Source organism: Streptomyces sp. NPDC058576 (assembly GCF_042718715.1).
GTDB lineage: Bacteria > Actinomycetota > Actinomycetes > Streptomycetales > Streptomycetaceae > Streptomyces.
Map to the genome: position 1 here is coordinate 1 of NZ_JBHXPF010000060.1, position 18,623 is coordinate 18,623.

An 18,623-nucleotide genomic window follows, 5' to 3' on the forward strand; every position below is an offset into this window, starting at 1 on the left:
GAACCCCCGCCTCCCCCCCCCGGGCTCCCCGGCGCACGCCCCCCCCCGAGCACTTCGGGGCGGGACGTCCGCGTTTCCGGCCGTGGCGTCCCGGCCGGTCGGCGGCTTCCCTCCCACCCGACAGATGTCCGATGTGTCATGATTTGACGCATCCCTGGTGTGGCAGGGCTGGGGCTTGTCAGCGGTGCACCCGCCGAGGAGGACGTCGATGACGAGCATCAACGAGCAGCAGGTTCCCGTGGCCTCACCTGTCATCGGAGAGGCCGAGATCGACGCCGTGGTCCAGGTGCTGCGCAGCGGACGGGTCGTCCAGGGTCCCGAGGTCGCCGCCTTCGAGGAGCGCTTCTCCGCCTTGGTCGACGGGCGGACCTGCGTCGCCGTCAACTCCGGCACCTCCGCCCTCCACCTGCTGCTCCTGGCCCTGGGCATCGGCAGGGGCGACGAGGTCGTCGTCCCCTCGTTCTCCTTCGCGGCCTCGGCGAACGCGGTCCGCCTGACCGGAGCCGACGTCGTGTTCGCCGACATCGAGCCGGAAGGCTTCGGACTCGACCCGGCGGCCGTCGAGGCCGCGATCACCCCGCGTACGGCCGCGATCATGCCCGTACACCTCTACGGCCATCCGGCGGCGATGGACCGGCTCATGCCCATCGCCGAGCGGCGGGGACTCGCGGTCGTCGAGGACGCGTGCCAGGCGCACACCGCCGCCCTGCACGGAACGCCGGTCGGCGCGTTCGGCTCGGGCGGCGCCTTCAGCTTCTACCCGACCAAGAACATGCACTCCCTCGAAGGCGGCATGGTCACGACGGCCGACGCCGAACTGGCCCGCACCGTACGCCTGCTGCGCAACCAGGGCATGGAGCAGCGGTACGCCAACGAGATCGTCGGCGCCAACATGCGGATGACCGACGTCTCCGCCGCCGTCGGACGCGTACAGCTCGGCAAGGTCGAGGCCTGGACCGAGCGGCGCCGCGCCAACGCCGCGTACCTCGACGACCGCGTCACCGCCCCGGCCGTCACCACACCGCCGGTGGCCGAGGGCGCCCGGCACGTCTACCACCAGTACACCGTGCGGATCAGGGGTGACCGGGACGCCGCGATGGCGAAGCTCACCGGGGCGGGCATCGGCAACGCGGTCTACTACCCGACGCCGATCCACCGCCTCAAGCCCTACTGGGAGCCCGATCAGAAGGCGGGCCGCACCTGGGACCTGCCCGAGACGGAGAAGGCCGCCGCCGAGGTCGTGTCGCTGCCCGTCCACCCCTCGCTCAGCGAGGGCGACCTGGAGCGCATCGTCACCGCCGTGAACGCCCTGGGGGAGAACCCGTGACCGCCGCACTGAAGGCCGGGCTCATCGGCCTCGGCTCCATGGGCCGCCACCACGCCCGGGTGCTCATGGCCCTGGAGGGCGTCGACCTGGTCGGGGTCGTCGACCCGATGGGCGACAAGAACGGCTGGGCGCAAGGCGCTCCCGTGCTGCCGGACGTCGAGCAGCTCCTCGACCTGGGCATCGACTACGCCGTCGTCGCCTGCCCCACGGGACTGCACGAGGAGATCGGCCTGCGGCTGGCCGAGGCGGGCGTCTGCGTGCTGATCGAGAAACCGCTCGCCGACTCCGTCGAGGGCGCCCTGCGGCTCGTGCACGCCTTCGAGTCGCGGAACCTCGTCGCGGGCGTGGGGCACATCGAGCGGTGCAATCCCGCCCTGCGCTCGCTGCGGGACCGTCTGCGGAGCGGTGAACTCGGCGATCTCTACCAGATCGTGACGCGGCGTCAGGGTCCCTTCCCGCACCGCATCGCCGACGTCGGCGTGGTCAAGGACCTGGCCACCCATGACATCGACCTGACGGCGTGGATGACCGGCCGGAGCTACGTGTCGATCGCCGCGCACACCGTGTCGAAGTCCGGCCGCCCCTACGAGGACATGGTCAGCGCGGTGGGCCGGCTCTCCGACGGGACCATGGTCAACCACCTGGTCAACTGGCTCAGCCCGCTCAAGGAGCGGTTCACCTCCGTCACCGGCGAGCGGGGCTGCCTCATCGCCGACACGCTGACGGCCGACCTGACGTTCTACTCGAACGCCTCCGTCGCCACCGAGTGGGAGGCCCTGCGCGCGTTCCGTGGGGTCTCCGAGGGCGACATGATCCGCTACGCCATCCCCAAGCGTGAGCCCCTGCTCGTCGAGCACGAACTCTTCCGGGACGCCGTGCAGGGTCTCTCCGCCGACATCTGCACCCTGCGGCAGGGACTGCGCACCGTGGAGGTGGCCGCCTCCCTGCTCGACTCGGCCAGGAGCGGGCGCACTGTCGTCTTCGAGCGGGAGGAAACGATCCCTCGTGGTGCTTGACCCTCCGTCCTCAGCCCCCGTCGGCAGGCCCCGGGGAAAGATCGTCATGCTGGTCGACAACGCGGTGAAGGGGGACTCCCGGGTCCAGAAGGAGGCCCGGTCCGCCGCGGCGGCCGGCTGGGATGTCGTCCTTCTCGGCAAGTCGCCGAACAAGAAGGCGCAGAGCTGGCAGCTGGGGGAGGCCCGGGTCCGGCTGCTGCCCGTGGCGACACCGCTGCAACGGCGGCGGCACGAGTACCGCCGGGCGGTTCTCCGCGCGCCGCTCGCCTACCCTCCGGGCCCCCTGGCCGAGTACCGCAAGCAGCGGATGAAGGCGTGGCGGGCCGAACTGAACCTGCGGGTCATCGAAGCCGGGCGCAGCGGTTCCGGGGCGGCCGCGACGCGACTGCTGCCGGCCCGCGTGCTCTCCCGGGGCATGGGACGGTGGGTCCGGCTGCGGGCCCGGCACACCGCGGCGCTGGAGCGGCGCCGCAAGGACATGGACACCCCGCTCGACCGCTTCACCACGGCCTTCTGGGTACGGGCGATGGGCGAACGGGCCTGGCGGCGGCTCGACCCCGGACTGTGGGACCTGGAACTGGCCTTCGGGAAGGTCATCGACGCCCTGGAGCCCGACCTGATCCACGCCAACGACTTCCGGATGCTCGGCGTGGGCGCGCGGGCCAAACTGCGGGCCGAGGCCAAGGGGCGCACCGTCCGGCTCGTCTGGGACGCGCACGAGTTCCTGCCCGGCATCAAGCCGTGGAGCCCGCACCCGCGCTGGCACGTCGCCCAGTGCGCACACGAGAGGGAGCACGCGAAGTACGCCGACGCCGTCACGACCGTCTCGTCCTCGCTCGCGAAGATGCTCGCCGAGCAGCACGGGCTGAGGGATCTGCCGGACGTCGTGCTCAACGCCCCCGACACGGTGATCCCCGCGGACCGGGCCGCCGAGCCGGTGCCCGACCTGCGGGACCTGTGCGGCATCGGACCGGAGGCGCCGCTCGCGGTCTACAGCGGTTCGGCGGCTCCGCAGCGGGGCCTGGACACCATGGTCGAGGCCCTGCCCCACCTGCCGGAATCCCATGTGGCGTTCATCGTGCCCCGCGCCGGCTCGCCCTACATGCAGTCGCTCAAGGCGCGGGCGACGGTGCTCGGCGTCCGCGACCGGGTGCACATCCTGCCGTACGTCCCGCACGACCAGGTGGTCCGCCATCTGGCCGCGGCGGACGTCGGGGTCATCCCGATCCACCACTGGCCGAACCACGAGATCGCCCTGATCACCAAGTTCTTCGAGTACTCCCACGCGGGGCTCCCGCTGGTCGTCAGCGACGTCCGGACGATGGGGGCGACGGTCACCGCCACCGGCCAGGGCGAGGTGTTCACGGCCGAGGACGTCGAGGACTACGTACGGGCGATGAGGGCGGTCCTCGCCGATCCCGGGCGCTACCGCGACGCCTACACGCGCCGGGACCTGCTCGCGGAGTGGACCTGGGAGGCGCAGGCGGCCGTCCTGGACGGCGTGTACTCCCGGCTCGTCGAAGGCGCTCCGGCCCCGGCCGCGCGACGGATGACGCGAGTCGCTCCGTGACCCGACCGCCCGACGTCACCGGGACCGGACCCCCCGACGTCACCGTGATCGTGGCCGTCTACAACACGATGCCCTACCTGACGGAGTGCCTGGACTCCCTGGTGGCCCAGAGCATCGGGCTGGACCGCCTCGAAGTGATCGCGGTCGACGACGGCTCGACGGACGGCAGCGGGCCGGAACTCGACCGGTTCGCCGCGCGGTACCCGGACACGGTCACTGTGCTGCACCAGGCCAACTCCGGCGGCCCCGCCGCGCCGAGCAACCGCGGCCTGGAGCGGGCGACCGGCCGTTTCGTCTTCTTCGTCGGCTCCGACGACCGGTTGGGGGAGGAGGCCCTGGAGCGGCTGGTGGCGTACGCCGACGAGCACGGGTCGGACGTCGTCGTCGGCAGGGCGGTCGGGGTCAACGGGCGGTACGTCCACCAGAAGCTGTACGAACACAACGCCCCCGACATCAGCCTCTACGACTCGCCGCTGCCGTTCACGCTGGCCAACACCAAGCTCTTCCGGCGTGCGCTGGTGGAGAAGTACGCCCTGCGTTTCCCCGAGGACCTGCCGGTCGGCAGCGACCAGCCCTTCACCATCGAGGCCTGCGTCCGGGCCCGCCGGATCTCCGTGCTCGCCGACTACATCTGCTACTACGCGGTCAAGCGGGGCGACGCGAGCAACATCACCTACCGGGCCGACCACCTCAGCCGGCTGCGGTGCACCGCCCGCATCATGGACCACGCGGCCGGGCTCGTGGAGGCGGGCCCGAACAGGGACGCCCTCCTGTCCCGGCACTTCACCTGGGAGCTCTCCAAGCTCCTGCTGGCGGACTTCCCGGCCCTGCCCGCAGTGACCAGGAAGACCCTGTGCGACGGGATCGCTGAGCTGCTGGACGCCTACTACAGCGAGGCGCTGCGCGACGGTACGGGGGTGCGCAGGCGGGTGCGGTTCGGGCTGGCCCGCCAAGGGGCCGTGGAAGCCCTGAGCCGGGCCATCGCCGACGAGACCCGGCAGGGCGCCCCGCCCTTCCTGCTGGAGGGCGACCGGGCCTTCGCCGCCTATCCGGGATTCCGGGACCCCGCGACCGGACTGGACGACCGGTACTACGAGGTGCTCGGCGAAACCGTCGCCGGCCGTCTCGCGGCGGGAACCGCGTTCGAGTCGGCCGACTGGGAACAGCACGGCGAGGACCTCGGGCTCATCGTTCGGCTGCGCATCGCGGTCACCGGCGACACCTCCTCGGTGGCGGTCGCCCTGGCGCAGGGCGCCATGCCGCAGAGCGCCGACCGGCCGGGCGCTCGAAGACTGCCGCCGGGCGGGCCCGGCCCCCCGTCCTTGGGCGACGTCGTCGTGAAGCCGGCGGAGGACGGGCCCGGCACCGTCGTCCTGGCCCGCCTCCCGGTGCCCGCGGTCCGGGCCAAGAAGGGGGTCCGGGTCTACCTCGACGTCGCGGGGCGGACCTATGAGATCCCGGTGCGGACCGAGGGGCGGCCCATGCCGCTGGCCCGCCGGTGGGGCGAGGCCGAGCCCCACCGGGTCGCGGCCTGGCCCAACTCCAAGGGCAGGCTCGTGATCACGACGGCTCCGCTGATGGAGCGCGGGGGATGGGCGACACGGCTGTGGAGAGTGCTGGGATCCGAGAGAAAGCGGAGCGGATGAATATCTGTGTGGTCGCCCTGGGCAAGATCGGGCTCCCGCTCGCCGTGCAGTTCGCCGCCAAGGGCCACACGGTGATCGGCGCGGACACCGACGAGAGGGTCGTCGCCCTCGTGAACGCGGCCACCGAGCCCTTCCCCGGCGAGGAGGGGCTGGGCGAGCGGCTGCGGGAGGCGGTCGGGTCGGGCCGGCTCTCCGCCACCACGGACACCTCGGCCGCGGTCGCCGCGTCCGACGCCGTCGTGATCGTCGTCCCGCTCTTCGTGGACGCCGAGGGCGTCCCCGACTTCGGCTGGATGGACGCCGCCACCAAGTCCGTCGCCGCCGGGCTGCGGCCCGGCGCCCTGGTCAGCTACGAGACCACCCTGCCCGTGGGCACCACCCGCACGCGCTGGGCGCCGATGCTGGCCGAGGGCTCCGGGCTGAGCGCAGGTGCGGACTTCTCCCTGGTCTTCTCGCCGGAGCGGGTCCTCACCGGCCGGGTCTTCGCCGATCTGCGCCGCTATCCCAAGCTGGTCGGCGGCATCGACCCGGAGTCCACGCGGCGCGGAGTCGCCTTCTACGCGTCCGTGCTCGACTTCGACGACCGCGACGACCTGCCCCGCCCCAACGGCGTCTGGGACCTGGGCGCCTCGGAGGCCTCCGAACTGGCCAAGCTCGCCGAGACGACCTACCGGGACGTCAACATCGCGCTGGCCAACCAGTTCGCCCGCTTCGCCGACCGCAGCGGCATCGACGTCGAGCAGGTCATCGAAGCGTGCAACAGCCAGCCCTACAGCCACATCCACCGGCCGGGCATCGCCGTCGGCGGACACTGCATCCCGGTCTACCCGCAGATGTACCTGTGGAACGACCCGGAGGCGACGGTGGTCCGCGCCGCCCGGGCGGCCAACGCCGCCATGCCCGCGTACGCCGTCGACCTGCTGGCGGCCGCCTACGGCGACCTGAACGGCGTCGGGGTGCTGGTCCTGGGCGCCGCCTACCGCGGCGGCGTCAAGGAGACCGCTTTCTCGGGCGTCTTCGGCGTGGTCGAGGCCCTGCGGGCGCGCGGTGCCGTGCCGTTCGTCTCCGACCCCCTGTACGGTCCCGACGAGCTGCGCGGCCTGGGGCTGGTCCCGCACGACGGGCAGGCCGTCACCGCGGCCGTCGTCCAGGCCGATCACCCGGAGTACCGCGAGCTCTCCGCGGACGCCCTGCCGGACGTGCGCGTCCTGGTCGACGGACGCCGGACGACCGACCCGGCCCGCTGGCCGGGGGTGCGGCGGATCGTCATCGGCGGGTGAGCCGGTGGCGCCCGGTCCTCACCCCGCGCGCTCGGTGAGGACCCCGTCCGTCAGCGTGTACCGGGCTCCGGTGGCCGGGCACTCCCACTCCCCGGCGGCGCCCTCCCGGGCGACCAGCCGTACGCCGGCCCGCCCGACCCAGCCGATCCGGCGGGCCGGCACACCCGCCACCAGCGCGAAGTCCGGGACGTCCTTGGTCACGACGGCGCCGGCCGCGACCATCGCCCACCGGCCGATCCGGACCGGGGCGACGCAGACCGCCCGCGCCCCGAGCGACGCGCCCTCCGCGACCGCGACCCCCACCGGCTCCCAGTCGCCGCCGCGCCGCTGCCGGCCGTCGGGATCGACCGACCGCGGGTTGTGGTCGTTGGTGAGCACCACCGCCGGACCCACGAAGACCCCGTCCGCCAGCTCGGCCGGCTCGTAGACGAGGGCGAAGTTCTGCAGCTTCACGTTGTCGCCGATGCGCACGCCGGCGCCGACGTACGCTCCCCGGCCGACCACGCAGTCCTCGCCGAGCCGCGCCCCTTCACGGATCTGCGCCAGCTCCCAGACGCTGCTGCCCGCTCCGATGACGGCCGTCTCGTCGACCTGGGCGGTCGGCTGCACTCGGTAGTCCACGTTCGACGCCTTCCGGAGAGGGTTCTACGCGAAACCTAAGCGTTTCCGTGCCGTACGGGCCGGTAAGGGCGGCTCCACCGTCGAAGATGTCGGTGTGCAGGATCCCGGCGCAGGCGGGGTATCGGACGGCCCGGGGCCGGTTTGACCCCCACACCCCCGCCCCGTAACCTTGACTCTCGGTGTGTTTCCTTATGCACCTGCCCCTGAGCACATCCCTCCCGGTCACGGTCGGTGTTCGCGCCGTCCGCCAGGAGAGGCCGCTCATCCTTCCGGATCGCCCCGGGCCTCGGCCCGTGCGAGCGGCTGGCATCAGGGGATCCGTTCCGAGCGAGAGAGAGATCCGCGTGTACGCCATCGTGCGCAGCGGTGGTCGCCAGCACAAGGTTGCTGTCGGCGACATCGTTGAGGTTGACAAGATTTCCACTGCCAAGGTTGGCGACACGGTCGAGCTCTCGACCCTGCTCGTTGTCGACGGTGACGCGGTCACCAGCGACCCGTGGGTGCTGGACGGCATCAAGGTCACGGCCGAGATCGTGGACCACCACAAGGGCGCGAAGATCGACATCCTTCGCTACAAGAACAAGACCGGTTACCGCCGTCGCCAGGGTCACCGCCAGCAGTACACGGCGATCAAGGTCACCGGTATCCCCGCGGCTGCGAAGTAAGGGACTGAGAACACATGGCACACAAGAAGGGCGCATCGTCCACTCGGAACGGGCGCGACTCCAATGCTCAGCGGCTCGGCGTGAAGCGCTTCGGCGGTCAGGCCGTCAACGCCGGTGAGATCCTGGTCCGCCAGCGCGGCACCCACTTCCACCCCGGCGCGGGCGTCGGCCGTGGCGGCGACGACACGCTGTTCGCGCTGACCGCCGGTGCGGTGGAGTTCGGCACGCACCGCGGCCGCAAGGTCGTGAACATCGTTCCGCTCGCCGTCTGATCCTTCTCAGCGCGCGCAGAACGACACACAGCACCTTCCGAGGGCGGATCTCAGCTTTCCCGGCGAACGGGGAAGCGGGTCCGCCCTCGGCGTGTTACGACAGAGACAATTCCGTAATTCCCTGCTGTACCTGGAGGCACCAACCATGACCACCTTCGTGGACCGCGTCGAGCTGCATGCCGCCGCGGGTAACGGAGGCCACGGCTGCGCCTCCGTCCACCGTGAGAAGTTCAAGCCGCTGGGAGGCCCCGACGGGGGCAACGGCGGACGCGGCGGCGATGTGATCCTCGTCGTCGAGCAGTCCGTGACCACGCTGCTCGACTACCACCACAGCCCCCACCGCAAGGCCACCAACGGCCAGCCCGGCGCCGGCGACAACCGCTCCGGCAAGGACGGCCAGGACCTGGTCCTGCCCGTCCCCGACGGCACCGTCGTCCTCGACAAGGCCGGGAACGTGCTCGCCGACCTCGTCGGCCAGGGCACCACCTTCGTGGCCGGTCAGGGCGGCCGCGGCGGCCTCGGCAACGCGGCGCTGGCCTCGGCCCGCCGCAAGGCCCCGGGCTTCGCGCTGCTCGGCGAGCCGGGCGAGAGCCGGGACATCGTCCTGGAGCTCAAGACCGTCGCCGACGTGGCCCTCGTGGGCTACCCGAGCGCGGGCAAGTCCTCGCTGATCTCGGTGCTCTCCGCGGCCAAGCCGAAGATCGCGGACTACCCGTTCACCACCCTCGTACCGAACCTCGGCGTCGTCACCGCCGGTTCGACCGTCTACACCATCGCGGACGTCCCCGGGCTCATCCCCGGCGCCAGCCAGGGCAGGGGCCTCGGCCTGGAGTTCCTGCGGCACGTCGAGCGCTGCTCGGTGCTCGTGCACGTCCTGGACACCGCGACCCTGGAGTCCGACCGCGACCCCGTCTCCGACCTCGACATCATCGAGGAGGAGCTGCGCCAGTACGGCGGCCTGGAGGACCGGCCCCGCATCGTCGCCCTGAACAAGGTCGACATCCCGGACGGCCAGGATCTCGCCGACATGATCCGCCCCGACCTGGAGGCCCGCGGCTACCGCGTCTTCGAGGTCTCCGCCATCGCGCACAAGGGCCTCAACGAGCTGTCCTACGCGCTGGCCGGGATCATCGCCGAGGCGCGCGCCGCCAAGCCCAAGGAGGAGGCGACCCGCATCGTCATCCGCCCCAAGGCCGTCGACGACGCGGGCTTCACCGTCACCCTGGACGACGAGGGCATCTACCGGGTGCGCGGCGAGAAGCCCGAGCGCTGGGTGCGCCAGACCGACTTCAACAACGACGAGGCCGTCGGCTACCTCGCCGACCGGCTCAACCGCCTCGGCGTCGAGGACTCCCTGATGAAGGCGGGCGCCCGGGCCGGTGACGGCGTCGCGATCGGCCCCGAGGAGAACGCGGTCGTCTTCGACTGGGAGCCGACCGTGAGCGCCGGCGCCGAGATGCTCGGCCGCCGCGGCGAGGACCACCGCCTGGAGGAGCCGCGCCCCGCCGCGCAGCGCCGCCGGGACCGCGACGCCGAACGCGACGACGCGGAGAAGGAGTACGACGAGTTCGACCCCTTCTAGGGATTCCCGGAGGCGAGTTCGCCTCCTTCCGAACGGGGGCGTCCCCTCGTTCGCGGCCCACGGCCCGTCTCTCCGGAGGCGGGCCGTCCGGTAGCCTCGGGGCCGGGCGTCGGCGGTTTTCGCCGGTCACACCGGGTGTGCGCGCTGCTCATGTGCCGATTGCGCAACACATCTGTGGGGTCGGTCACCCCGAGCAGCACCCCGGTATCGCCCAACTTCCCTGGCCAGAGGGTGAACTGCGGGCATCCGCGGGGCGAGCGACGGACGACGTCCACCTTGCGAGACGGTCACGGAGAGTGCGACCATCACACTGTTCCCCCTGTCATAGCAAGGTAGGTCGTCTGTGTCTGTGCCGCATGAAGCCAAGCCCCGGACCACAGCGGTCGTGCTCGCCGGTGGGACCGGCCAGCGCGTCGGCCTGTCGATCCCCAAGCAGTTGCTGAAGATCGCCGGCAAGGCCGTCATCGAGCACACGCTGACCATCTTCGAGAACGCCGAGGGCATCGACGACGTCATCGTGCTGATGGCGCCCGGGTTCGTCCCCGACGTCGAGAAGATCGTCGCCAAGGCCGGACTGTCCAAGGTCACGCGGATCATCGAGGGCGGCACCACCCGCAACGAGACCACCGAGCGCGCCATCGCGGCCCTCGGCGAGGGCCTCGCCGAGGGCGAGGACCGCAACGTCCTCTTCCATGACGCGGTCCGCCCCCTGCTGTCACAGCGTGTGATCACGGACTGTGTCGACGCGCTGGACCGCTACCAGGCCGTCGACGTCGCCATCCCGTCCGCGGACACGATCATCGTGACCCGTACGCACGGCGAGGACGGCGAGTTCATCACCGACGTGCCCGACCGCTCCCGGCTGCGCCGCGGCCAGACGCCGCAGGCCTTCAAGCTCTCCACGATCCGCAGGGCCTACGAGGTCGCGGCGGGGGACCCCAACTTCCAGGCCACCGACGACTGTTCGGTCGTCCTCAAGTACCTCCCCGACGTGCCGATCTACGTGGTCGCGGGCGACGAGTACAACATGAAGGTGACCCAGCCGGTCGACGTCTTCATCACCGACAAGCTCTTCCAGCTGGCCTCCACCGCCGCCCCGCGCCAGGCCGACGAGGCCGCCTACCGGGAGCTCCTCACCGGCAAGACCCTCGTCGTCTTCGGCGGTTCGTACGGCATCGGCGCCGACATCGCGGCGCTGGCCGAGAGCTACGGCGCGAAGGTCTACGCCCTCGGCCGCTCCACCACCGGTACGCACGTGGAGAACCCGGAGCACGTGGACGACGCGCTCTCCAAGGCGTACGGCGAGACCGGCCGCGTCGACTACGTCATCAACACCGCGGGCGTGCTGCGGATCGGCAGGCTGGCCGAGACCGACAACACGACGATCCAGGAAGCGCTGAACGTCAACTACCTGGCGCCCGTCCAGATCGCCCGCGCCTCGTACAAGTACCTGGCGGAGACCCAGGGCCAGCTGCTGCTCTACACCTCCAGCAGCTACACCCGGGGCCGCGCCGAGTACAGCCTCTACTCCTCCACCAAGGCCGCCATGGTCAACCTCACCCAGGCGCTCGCCGACGAGTGGGCGGGCGAGGGCATCCGGGTCAACTGCGTGAACCCGGAGCGCACCGCGACCCCGATGCGCACCAAGGCGTTCGGCCAGGAGCCCGAGGGTTCGCTGCTCTCCTCGGAGGCCGTGGCGCGCACCTCGCTGGACGTCCTGCTCTCCGAGCTGACCGGTCACGTCATCGACGTACGGCAGCAGGACCCGACGGCCGGAGCCGCCGAATCCTCTGGCTTCGAGCAGGCTCTGGCCTCGGTGCTGGACCGTCAAGCAGATGTGTAATAATTCTTGACAAATGAGCTTTTCGGGCCTCTGTGATCACCTTTCCGTGAGCACAGAGGCCCGAATGCGTGAGAACGCACCCTTTTATTTCCCGCTATAGGTGAATTAACCGGCACCCCTCTCTGGAGCAGGTTCTTCGTGATTTCGACAGCTATTCGCCTGGCCCGCGTGGGCAACAGGTCTGAGCTGGCGGCAGCGTTGCTGATGGCGTTGGGATACCCCTGTGTCATGCTCGCCGCGCTTCTCCCCAACATCTGGTTCTTCGCGGCGGCCACGGCCGCCACGTATTTCGTGGACTGGTATCTGCACCAGCGGGGGAGTTACCTGATCAACCGGCTCGGCAAAGTGCGTGCCGGCCTGTCGATCCGCTTTCTGCTCCGCCAGTTGATGGTGATCCTGCTTCTCGCGCGGCTGGATCTCGCGGAAGAGCCGCTCTTCTACGCGGCGGTGGCCGGATTCCTTCTCTTCTACGCGCTCCAGGCTCCGCACGGGGCGCTCACCACGCTGATCCGGCTGCGCCGCACGATGCCGGTCGTCACGCGCAACGTCGACCTGAGCGCCGTCCGCATCCCCGACGCTCCGCCGCAGCTGCTGCTGCGGCGGTCCGCCGAGAAGATGCTCCACCTGGACATCCCCGCGGTCGTCGGTGTGCTGATCGCGGCCGGGACGGGCGTGGACGAGATCGGGTACGCGGGTTGTGCCCTCACGCTGCTGCTGGCTCTGCTCTTTCTGATCCTGCTCGCCCCCTTCGCACGGCGCAGCCGGCTGGTTCCCCCGGCCCCCGCGGTGCTCGCCGCCGTGGACACCTGGCTGCGCTCGTACCAGCCGACCGTGGTGTTCTACTTCTCCGGCTCGAACGAGTCCGCCTACCAGGGCAACATGTGGCTGGAGACCATGAGCCGGGTCGAGGGGCGTCCGCTGATCATCATGCGGGAGCGCGGTCTCGTCCCACAGCTCGCCGAGACCTCGGTCCCGGTGATCTGCGTACCGGCGGGCACGCACCTGATGAACCTGGACCTCTCCACGGTCCGGGTCTGCCTGTACCCCGCGAACGTGGGCAAGAACATCCACATCCTGCGCGTTCCGACCATGAAGCACGTCTTCATCGGCCACGGCGACAGCGACAAGCTCGCCAGCGTGAACCCGTACTCCAAGGTGTACGACGAGGTGTGGACGGCCGGCCGGGCCGGCCGCGACCGTTACGCGCTGGCCGACGTGGGAGTCCGCGACGAGGACATCGTGGAGGTCGGACGCCCGCAGCTGGAGCCCATCCAGAGCTGGACGGGCTCCCTGCGCAACCCGATCGCCACCGTCCTCTACGCCCCCACCTGGGAGGGCTGGGACGACAACCCCGGCAACACGTCGCTGCTGCTGGCCGGCGAGAACATCGTGCGGCGGCTGCTGGCCGCGGACCCGCCGGTCCGGGTCATCTACAAGCCGCACCCGTTCACCGGTATCCGGAGCGCGAAGGCCAAGGCCGTCGACGCCAGGATCACCGCCATGCTGGAGGCCGCGGCCGGCCGCCGCGCCGCCGAGCCCCGCTGGGCCGCCGAGGCCGCCGACGCGGCTGCCGCACAGCGCGAGGCCCGGACCGAACTGGCCCGCATCGAGGCCCGCCTGGCCCAGCTGGAGTCCTCCGGCCGCTCGAGCGGGGACGCGGCCGAGCTGTCGAGGATCTCGCTCGCCGACCCCGCTCGGGAGGCCGAGACGACGGCCCTGCGGTCCGCGTGGAACGACGCCTACTGGCGGTCCTTCGGCTGGTGGGAGCACCGTACGGTCACCGGGGCGCAGCCTCGCCTGTACGACTGCTTCAACGAGGCCGACGCGATGGTTTCGGACATTTCCAGTGTGGTCTCCGACTTCATCGCGAGTGGCAAGCCCTACGCCGTGACCGACTCCGCGGCCCTGGGCGCGGAGGAGTTCCGGAGGCAGAACACCGCGGTGCGCGCTGCCGTCATCCTCACCAACGAGGCCGGGGAGCTCGACGAACTGCTGGCCGCCGTTGCGGACCCGGCGGCGGACACCCAGGCCGAGGCCCGTCACGAGCTGAAGAGCTATCTGCTGGGCCCGGACGAGCCGACGTCCATGGAGCAGTTCAACGCCGCCGTGCACGCTCTCGCGGCCAAGGCCGAGGCGCGCAACGCCGGAGTCGCCCAACGGGCCGCCGGTCAGCCGCTGGTTTCGGCCGGGCCCGACCCGGAGGACTCCTCCAGCGGCGCCGGAAACGGTGAGCAGGAGCTGTCCGACGAGGCGGCGGCCTCGGCGGACCCGGACGCGGTGGGCGCGTCCGACCAGCGGGATCCGGCCACGGGTGAGGAGGCGTCTCGCCTCCTCTGACCGGCCGGTCTCGGACAAGTGATCGGTGATCACTTGTCCGGAAATGAAGCAACCCCGATGGCGACCCGTCCGTCTCTCCTCAGGGAGGGATGTACGGGTCGCTCGTCGTATTCATGCATAAAAAGTGCATAGTCGGGCAATCTCCCTTTCTCTGGATCCAATCGACAGGTGCAGATGGCCGACATGCCGCAGAAAAGTGATGAGCCCGATGTCAGTGTGATCATCGGGGTGTATGAAGCGATGCCCTATCTGGTCCGCTGCCTGGAGTCCGTTCAGGCGCAGACCATCGGCGCGGGGCGGATGGAGATCGTCGCGGTCGACGACGGCTCCACGGACGGCAGCGGGGAGTATCTGAAGGAGTTCGCCGCCCGCACGGACATCCCCATGAGGGTCGTCAGCCAGGAGAACTCCGGCGGGCCGAGCGGCCCCCGTAACGTCGGTCTGGGCATGGCCCGCGGACGGTACGTCTTCTTCCTGGACGCCGACGACTACTTCGGCGAGGAGGCCCTGGAGCGCCTGGTCGCCATGGGGGACCGGGCCGGCACGGACGTCGTCCTCGGCAAGATCGTCGGCGTCAACCGGGGTGCGGCGAAGTCGATGTGGAAGGAGACGGTCGAGCGCGCCGACCTCTTCGACTCCAACATCAAGTTCACGCTGAGCGCCCAGAAGCTGTTCCGGCGCGAACTCCTCGTGCGCCTGGGCATGTCCTTCGACGAGACGCTGCGGACGGGCGAGGACGCCCTGTTCACCATGGAGGCCTACCTCCGCGGCAACGGCGTCTCGGTCGTCGCCGACTACACCTGCTACTACCTGGTGGGCCGCGAGGACCGCAACCAGATGACCAAGAAGGGCGACTACACGCGGCGCTTCGACTCGGCCCGGGCGCTCATGGGCCTCATCGCCGAGCTGGTGCCCGCCGGATCCCGGCGTGACGCGCTGATGGTCCGTCCCTTCGCCATCACATTGCTGCCACAATTCGGCCCCAAACTGCTCAAGCAGAAGGAGGCCGTCCGCAAGCGGAAGATGGCGCTCGCCGCCCCGCTCGTGCAGTCCTACTGGACCCCCGGCCTCGCCCGCCGGGTCAAGGTCCACGAGCGGCTCCGGCTGATGTGCATCGCCGAGAACCGGCTCGACCTCCTGCTCGACGTCCTGCGCTTCATGAAGGACGGCGAGGAGCCCGAGAAGGTCCGCCGGGGGAACCCGTCCAGGCTCCACCTGGCGTATCCGCACTTCGGCGAGGGGGCGCCGCTCCCCGACTCCGCCTACGAGGTGACCGTGACGGAGTGGATCGGGGGCAACCGCGTCGACCCGACGCCGCCGAAGCCGTACGTATCCTTCGCCCGCCGAGTCGTCCGCAAGGTCCGCCGGACGGCGCACGCGGCCTTCCGCGCGCCCCGGGCGCACCGCGTCTGAGACATAACCTTCCGGCCGGGCTCCCGCCCCGGGCAGCGCACCCGGCGGGAGCCCCGAGGGCGTATCGCCCCCACCTTGTGATTGGCGTCACGCCATACTGCTGGGCAACCATGAGACCGTTGTACCCGTCTCATTTACGCCCCGGTTTCCTGGGGTTCATCATCTGCACGTCCCCCCGGAAAGGCACTCTCCCGTGGCGCCCCTCGATGCGATCCCCGAAGAGCTCAGTCGGCTCATGAAGTACTTCCCCGAGACTCCGGTCGAGGAGCGCCCCGCCTTCCATCGCGCAGCCGAGAGCTTCCTGTCCCAGGCCGCACCCAAGCTGGTGCGCCAGTTCTCGCCGATGGCCCGCGTCAAATGGCACCTGGCCGCCAGCGGCCGCGGCGAGGAACTGGGCGAACTCCTCCACTACGAGCGGGAGAACCCGGGAGCCTTCTCCGTACGGGGGCTGAGACGCGCACGCATCGAACTGCCCGGCGTGGAGAGCGACTCGCTGCCCCCCTCGGTGCGCAACTTCACCCGCAGCGAGCTGCCGGTGCGCAGCAAGCTCCTGGACCTCGCCTGGCGTGACGGCAAGCTCGTCGTGGGCGGCTACGCCTACATCCCCAACGCCCCCTCCGCGACGGGCAAGCGCTCGCTGCGCGTCGCCGCCCTGCGGCGCCTGGGCAGCCGGAGCACCCTGCCGCTGCGCATGCGCACGGTCCTGGAGCCGCGCGCCACCGCCGCCGCCAAGGGGGCGCTGCACAACTACGACTGGTCGGGCTTCGAGCTCGCCGTCGACCCGGGCCGCCTGCGGGTCCAGGGCAAGTGGCAGCCGGCCACCTGGCGGCTCGGTATCGGCATCCCCCGCCCCGGCGGCATGTCCATCGGCAGCGTGACCAGGAACAACGCCGGCTCCGCCGGGCACAGCCTGACCCGCTTCCTCGACGACGGCGTGCGCCTCGTCGCGGGCTTCGACCGCAACCGCCTGCGGATCTCGGTCGACGTGGTGCCCGCCGAGGTCGTCGGCCACGAGTCCGACGGCGAGAACCTCACCGTCACCCTGCGGTCCCGCGTCACCACCCCCGCGGGCAAGTACCCCACGGGCCTGAGGATCTCGCACGCCTCCAGCGGCTTCTCCACCGAGCTGCCGCTCCAGCAGACCGAGAGCGGAGCCGACGGCTGGCTGCGGCACACGGCCCGGCTGGCCTTCGCCGACATCCCCGTGGACCGGATCGTGCCCGGCCGCTCCTGGAAGTACAACGTCAGCATCCTCTTCGCCGACGGCAGCAGCCGCCGGGCCACCATGGGCCAGAAGCTGGAGACCGGCGTGCACCCGCTGCCCGAGGGCCGCGAGTTCGCCGTGGTGACCGACGGCGTCGGCAACTTCACCCCGCAGATCCGGGTGAACATGCCGCTCGTCGACGACGTCCGGTGGAGTGCCGACGGCGAGCTGGTGCTCAGCGGCACCTACACCGGGCGCGTGGACGGGATGAAGATGGTCCTGCGCCACACCACCCGTCACGAGGACCGCCCGCTGCCGGTCGAGTTCGCGGACGGCCGCTTCACCGCCCGGGTCACGCCGGATCGCATGGCCTCCTACGACGGACCGGTATCGCTCCGCCAGGGGCGCTGGCTGCCCAGGCTCCGCGCCACCACCGAGTGGAACCACGCACACGACATCCCGGTCCGTATCCGGCCGGACCTGGTCGGCACCCTGCCGCTCGTCCACCAGGGAGCGAACCGTACGTACACGGTGGAGCGCCTGGACTACGACCGGATCTTCATCGAGGCGGGCAGCGTCCTGCCCCCCGAGCTGCGCTCCGCCTACCACCAGCGCCTGATGAGCGACGTGACCACCCCGGAGCTGCGCAAGCTGCCGCTCTGGAACGCCGTGCTCTACAACAGCTTCGGCGGCAAGCAGTTCTCCGACTCGCCCCGCGCGATCTACGAGGAGCTCGTGCGCCGGGACTCGGACCTGGAGCACATCGTCATGGTCCGGGACGAGCAGGTCCCCCTCCCGCCCGGCGTCCGGGGCGTGGAGTGGCGCAGCGCCGAGTGGTACGAGGCGCTCGCCCGCAGCCGTTACGTGGTCACCAACGGCGGCATCAAGGACTGGTTCGTCCGCCGGGAGGACCAGGTGGTCGTCCAGACCTGGCACGGCACCCCGCTCAAGCGGATCGGCGCCGACCTGCTGGGCACGCCGAAGGCGAACCTCGCCTACATCGCGAGCCTTCCCCAGCGCTCGCGTCAGTACAACCTCTTCATCACGCCCAACGCCTTCTCGACCCCGATCATGACCAACTCCTTCCGCCTCCAGTGCGAGGTCCTGGAGGCGGGCTACCCGCGCAACGACGTCTTCCACGCCCCCGACCGCGTCAAGCGCGCCGCGGCCGTACGGGAGAAGCTCGGCATCCCCGCGGGCAAGAAGGTCGTCCTGTACGCGCCTACCTGGCGCGACGACCAGCGCTACGGCGGACGCCGCTTCAAGCTCGACAACCAGATCGACGTCGAGGCCGCCCGCGGCGAACTCGGCGACGACCACGTGCTCCTCTACCGCAAGCACCACAAGGTCCTCGACTCCATCCCCGGCGCCGGACAGGGCTTCGTCTACGACGTCACGTACTACCCGGACATCGCCGACCTCTACCTGATCGCCGACGTCCTGATCACCGACTACTCCTCGGTGCTGTTCGACTTCGCGCACTCCGGTCGGCCGATGCTCTTCTTCACGTACGACCTGGAGCACTACCGCGACACCCTGCGCGGCTTCTACTTCGACTTCACCTCCCGCGCCCCCGGCCCGCTGATCAAGACCTCCGAGGACCTGGTCGCCGCGATCCGGAACATCGACGCGGTGAGCGAGGAGTACAAGGAGAAGTACGCCCAGTTCCGGGTCGACTTCTGCGAGCCCTCCGACGGCCGTTCCGCCGCCCGGGTCGTCGACCGGATGCTCGCCGTCAACGACGAGCTGCAGAGCTGATCCACCCGGCCGCTCCCGCCGCCCACCCGCACCCCGCCCACCGGCCGCCCTCCGGCGTCCACCGAGCGGAACGGGCAGGCGGCGGGGGC

13 protein-coding genes are annotated in these 18,623 nt (G+C 70.7%); 12 read left to right on the forward strand and 1 reads right to left on the reverse strand.

Annotation, left to right across the window (positions count from 1 at the left end):
• Positions 1-208 precede the first annotated feature (208 nt).
• From ACFWRV_RS29935 to ACFWRV_RS29955, 5 genes are all read left to right on the forward strand, one after another.
• A complete protein-coding gene (locus ACFWRV_RS29935) occupies positions 209-1,327 on the forward strand; it encodes a DegT/DnrJ/EryC1/StrS family aminotransferase (RefSeq protein WP_384338926.1) in 1,119 nt (372 codons plus the stop codon).
• Positions 1,324-2,343 carry a Gfo/Idh/MocA family protein gene (locus ACFWRV_RS29940; RefSeq protein ID WP_384338928.1) on the forward strand — a complete coding sequence of 340 codons (1,020 nt, stop codon included), beginning with the start codon at positions 1,324-1,326 and terminating at the stop codon, positions 2,341-2,343. The genes ACFWRV_RS29935 and ACFWRV_RS29940 overlap by 4 nt, the downstream gene beginning before the upstream one ends.
• Positions 2,344-2,389: 46 nt before the next feature.
• Entirely contained in the window at positions 2,390-3,913 is a 1,524-nt protein-coding gene (locus ACFWRV_RS29945) for a glycosyltransferase family 4 protein (protein ID WP_384338930.1), read from the forward strand.
• 68 nt (positions 3,914-3,981) lie between these two features.
• On the forward strand, positions 3,982-5,559 hold the full coding sequence (locus ACFWRV_RS29950) for a glycosyltransferase family 2 protein (RefSeq protein ID WP_384338974.1): 1,578 nt from the start codon (positions 3,982-3,984) through the stop codon (positions 5,557-5,559).
• A complete protein-coding gene (locus ACFWRV_RS29955) occupies positions 5,556-6,839 on the forward strand; it encodes a nucleotide sugar dehydrogenase (protein WP_384338932.1) in 1,284 nt (427 codons plus the stop codon). Before ACFWRV_RS29950 ends, ACFWRV_RS29955 begins: the two co-directional genes overlap by 4 nt.
• A gap of 18 nt (positions 6,840-6,857) precedes the next feature.
• Here ACFWRV_RS29955 and ACFWRV_RS29960 read toward each other — a convergent pair whose 3' ends face one another.
• The gene (locus ACFWRV_RS29960; protein WP_384338934.1) at positions 6,858-7,460 is read right to left on the reverse strand and encodes an acyltransferase; all 603 of its coding nucleotides are present in this window, start codon (positions 7,458-7,460) and stop codon (positions 6,858-6,860) included.
• Positions 7,461-7,804: 344 nt separating this feature from the next.
• Between ACFWRV_RS29960 and rplU the strand changes: the two genes are divergently transcribed.
• The 7 genes from rplU (at position 7,805) to ACFWRV_RS29995 (ending at position 18,534) form a co-directional block, all read left to right on the forward strand.
• Positions 7,805-8,125 (forward strand): 50S ribosomal protein L21, encoded by a 321-nt coding sequence (rplU, locus tag ACFWRV_RS29965; protein WP_003969204.1) that lies wholly within the window; start codon positions 7,805-7,807, stop codon positions 8,123-8,125.
• A 14-nt stretch (positions 8,126-8,139) separates the two neighbouring features.
• The gene (gene rpmA, locus ACFWRV_RS29970; RefSeq protein ID WP_006124388.1) at positions 8,140-8,397 is read left to right on the forward strand and encodes a 50S ribosomal protein L27; all 258 of its coding nucleotides are present in this window, start codon (positions 8,140-8,142) and stop codon (positions 8,395-8,397) included.
• Between the two features lie 145 nt (positions 8,398-8,542).
• Positions 8,543-9,979: a GTPase ObgE gene (gene obgE, locus ACFWRV_RS29975; protein WP_384338936.1), complete on the forward strand. Its 1,437-nt coding sequence runs from the start codon at positions 8,543-8,545 to the stop codon at positions 9,977-9,979.
• Between the two features lie 343 nt (positions 9,980-10,322).
• Positions 10,323-11,822, forward strand: coding sequence for an SDR family NAD(P)-dependent oxidoreductase (locus ACFWRV_RS29980; protein WP_384338938.1), 1,500 nt, complete (start codon positions 10,323-10,325; stop codon positions 11,820-11,822).
• 228 nt (positions 11,823-12,050) lie between these two features.
• Entirely contained in the window at positions 12,051-14,159 is a 2,109-nt protein-coding gene (locus ACFWRV_RS29985) for a hypothetical protein (protein ID WP_384338940.1), read from the forward strand.
• Between the two features lie 174 nt (positions 14,160-14,333).
• Positions 14,334-15,572, forward strand: a complete 1,239-nt coding sequence (locus ACFWRV_RS29990) for a glycosyltransferase family 2 protein (RefSeq protein WP_384338976.1) — start codon at positions 14,334-14,336, stop codon at positions 15,570-15,572.
• Between the two features lie 193 nt (positions 15,573-15,765).
• On the forward strand, positions 15,766-18,534 hold the full coding sequence (locus tag ACFWRV_RS29995; protein ID WP_384338942.1) for a CDP-glycerol glycerophosphotransferase family protein: 2,769 nt from the start codon (positions 15,766-15,768) through the stop codon (positions 18,532-18,534).
• Positions 18,535-18,623 lie beyond the last annotated feature (89 nt).

Bases quoted from the DNA above. Each gene is read 5' to 3' on its own strand.
- rpmA (WP_006124388.1), top strand. From the start codon at position 8,140: ATGGCACACAAGAAGGGCGCATCGTCCACTCGGAACGGGCGCGACTCC.
- ACFWRV_RS29990 (WP_384338976.1), top strand. From the start codon at position 14,334: ATGGCCGACATGCCGCAGAAAAGTGATGAGCCCGATGTCAGTGTGATC.
- ACFWRV_RS29985 (WP_384338940.1), top strand. From the start codon at position 12,051: ATGCTCGCCGCGCTTCTCCCCAACATCTGGTTCTTCGCGGCGGCCACG.
- ACFWRV_RS29945 (WP_384338930.1), top strand. From the start codon at position 2,390: ATGCTGGTCGACAACGCGGTGAAGGGGGACTCCCGGGTCCAGAAGGAG.
- obgE (WP_384338936.1), top strand. From the start codon at position 8,543: ATGACCACCTTCGTGGACCGCGTCGAGCTGCATGCCGCCGCGGGTAAC.
- ACFWRV_RS29955 (WP_384338932.1), top strand. From the start codon at position 5,556: ATGAATATCTGTGTGGTCGCCCTGGGCAAGATCGGGCTCCCGCTCGCC.
- ACFWRV_RS29950 (WP_384338974.1), top strand. From the start codon at position 3,982: ATGCCCTACCTGACGGAGTGCCTGGACTCCCTGGTGGCCCAGAGCATC.
- ACFWRV_RS29935 (WP_384338926.1), top strand. From the start codon at position 209: ATGACGAGCATCAACGAGCAGCAGGTTCCCGTGGCCTCACCTGTCATC.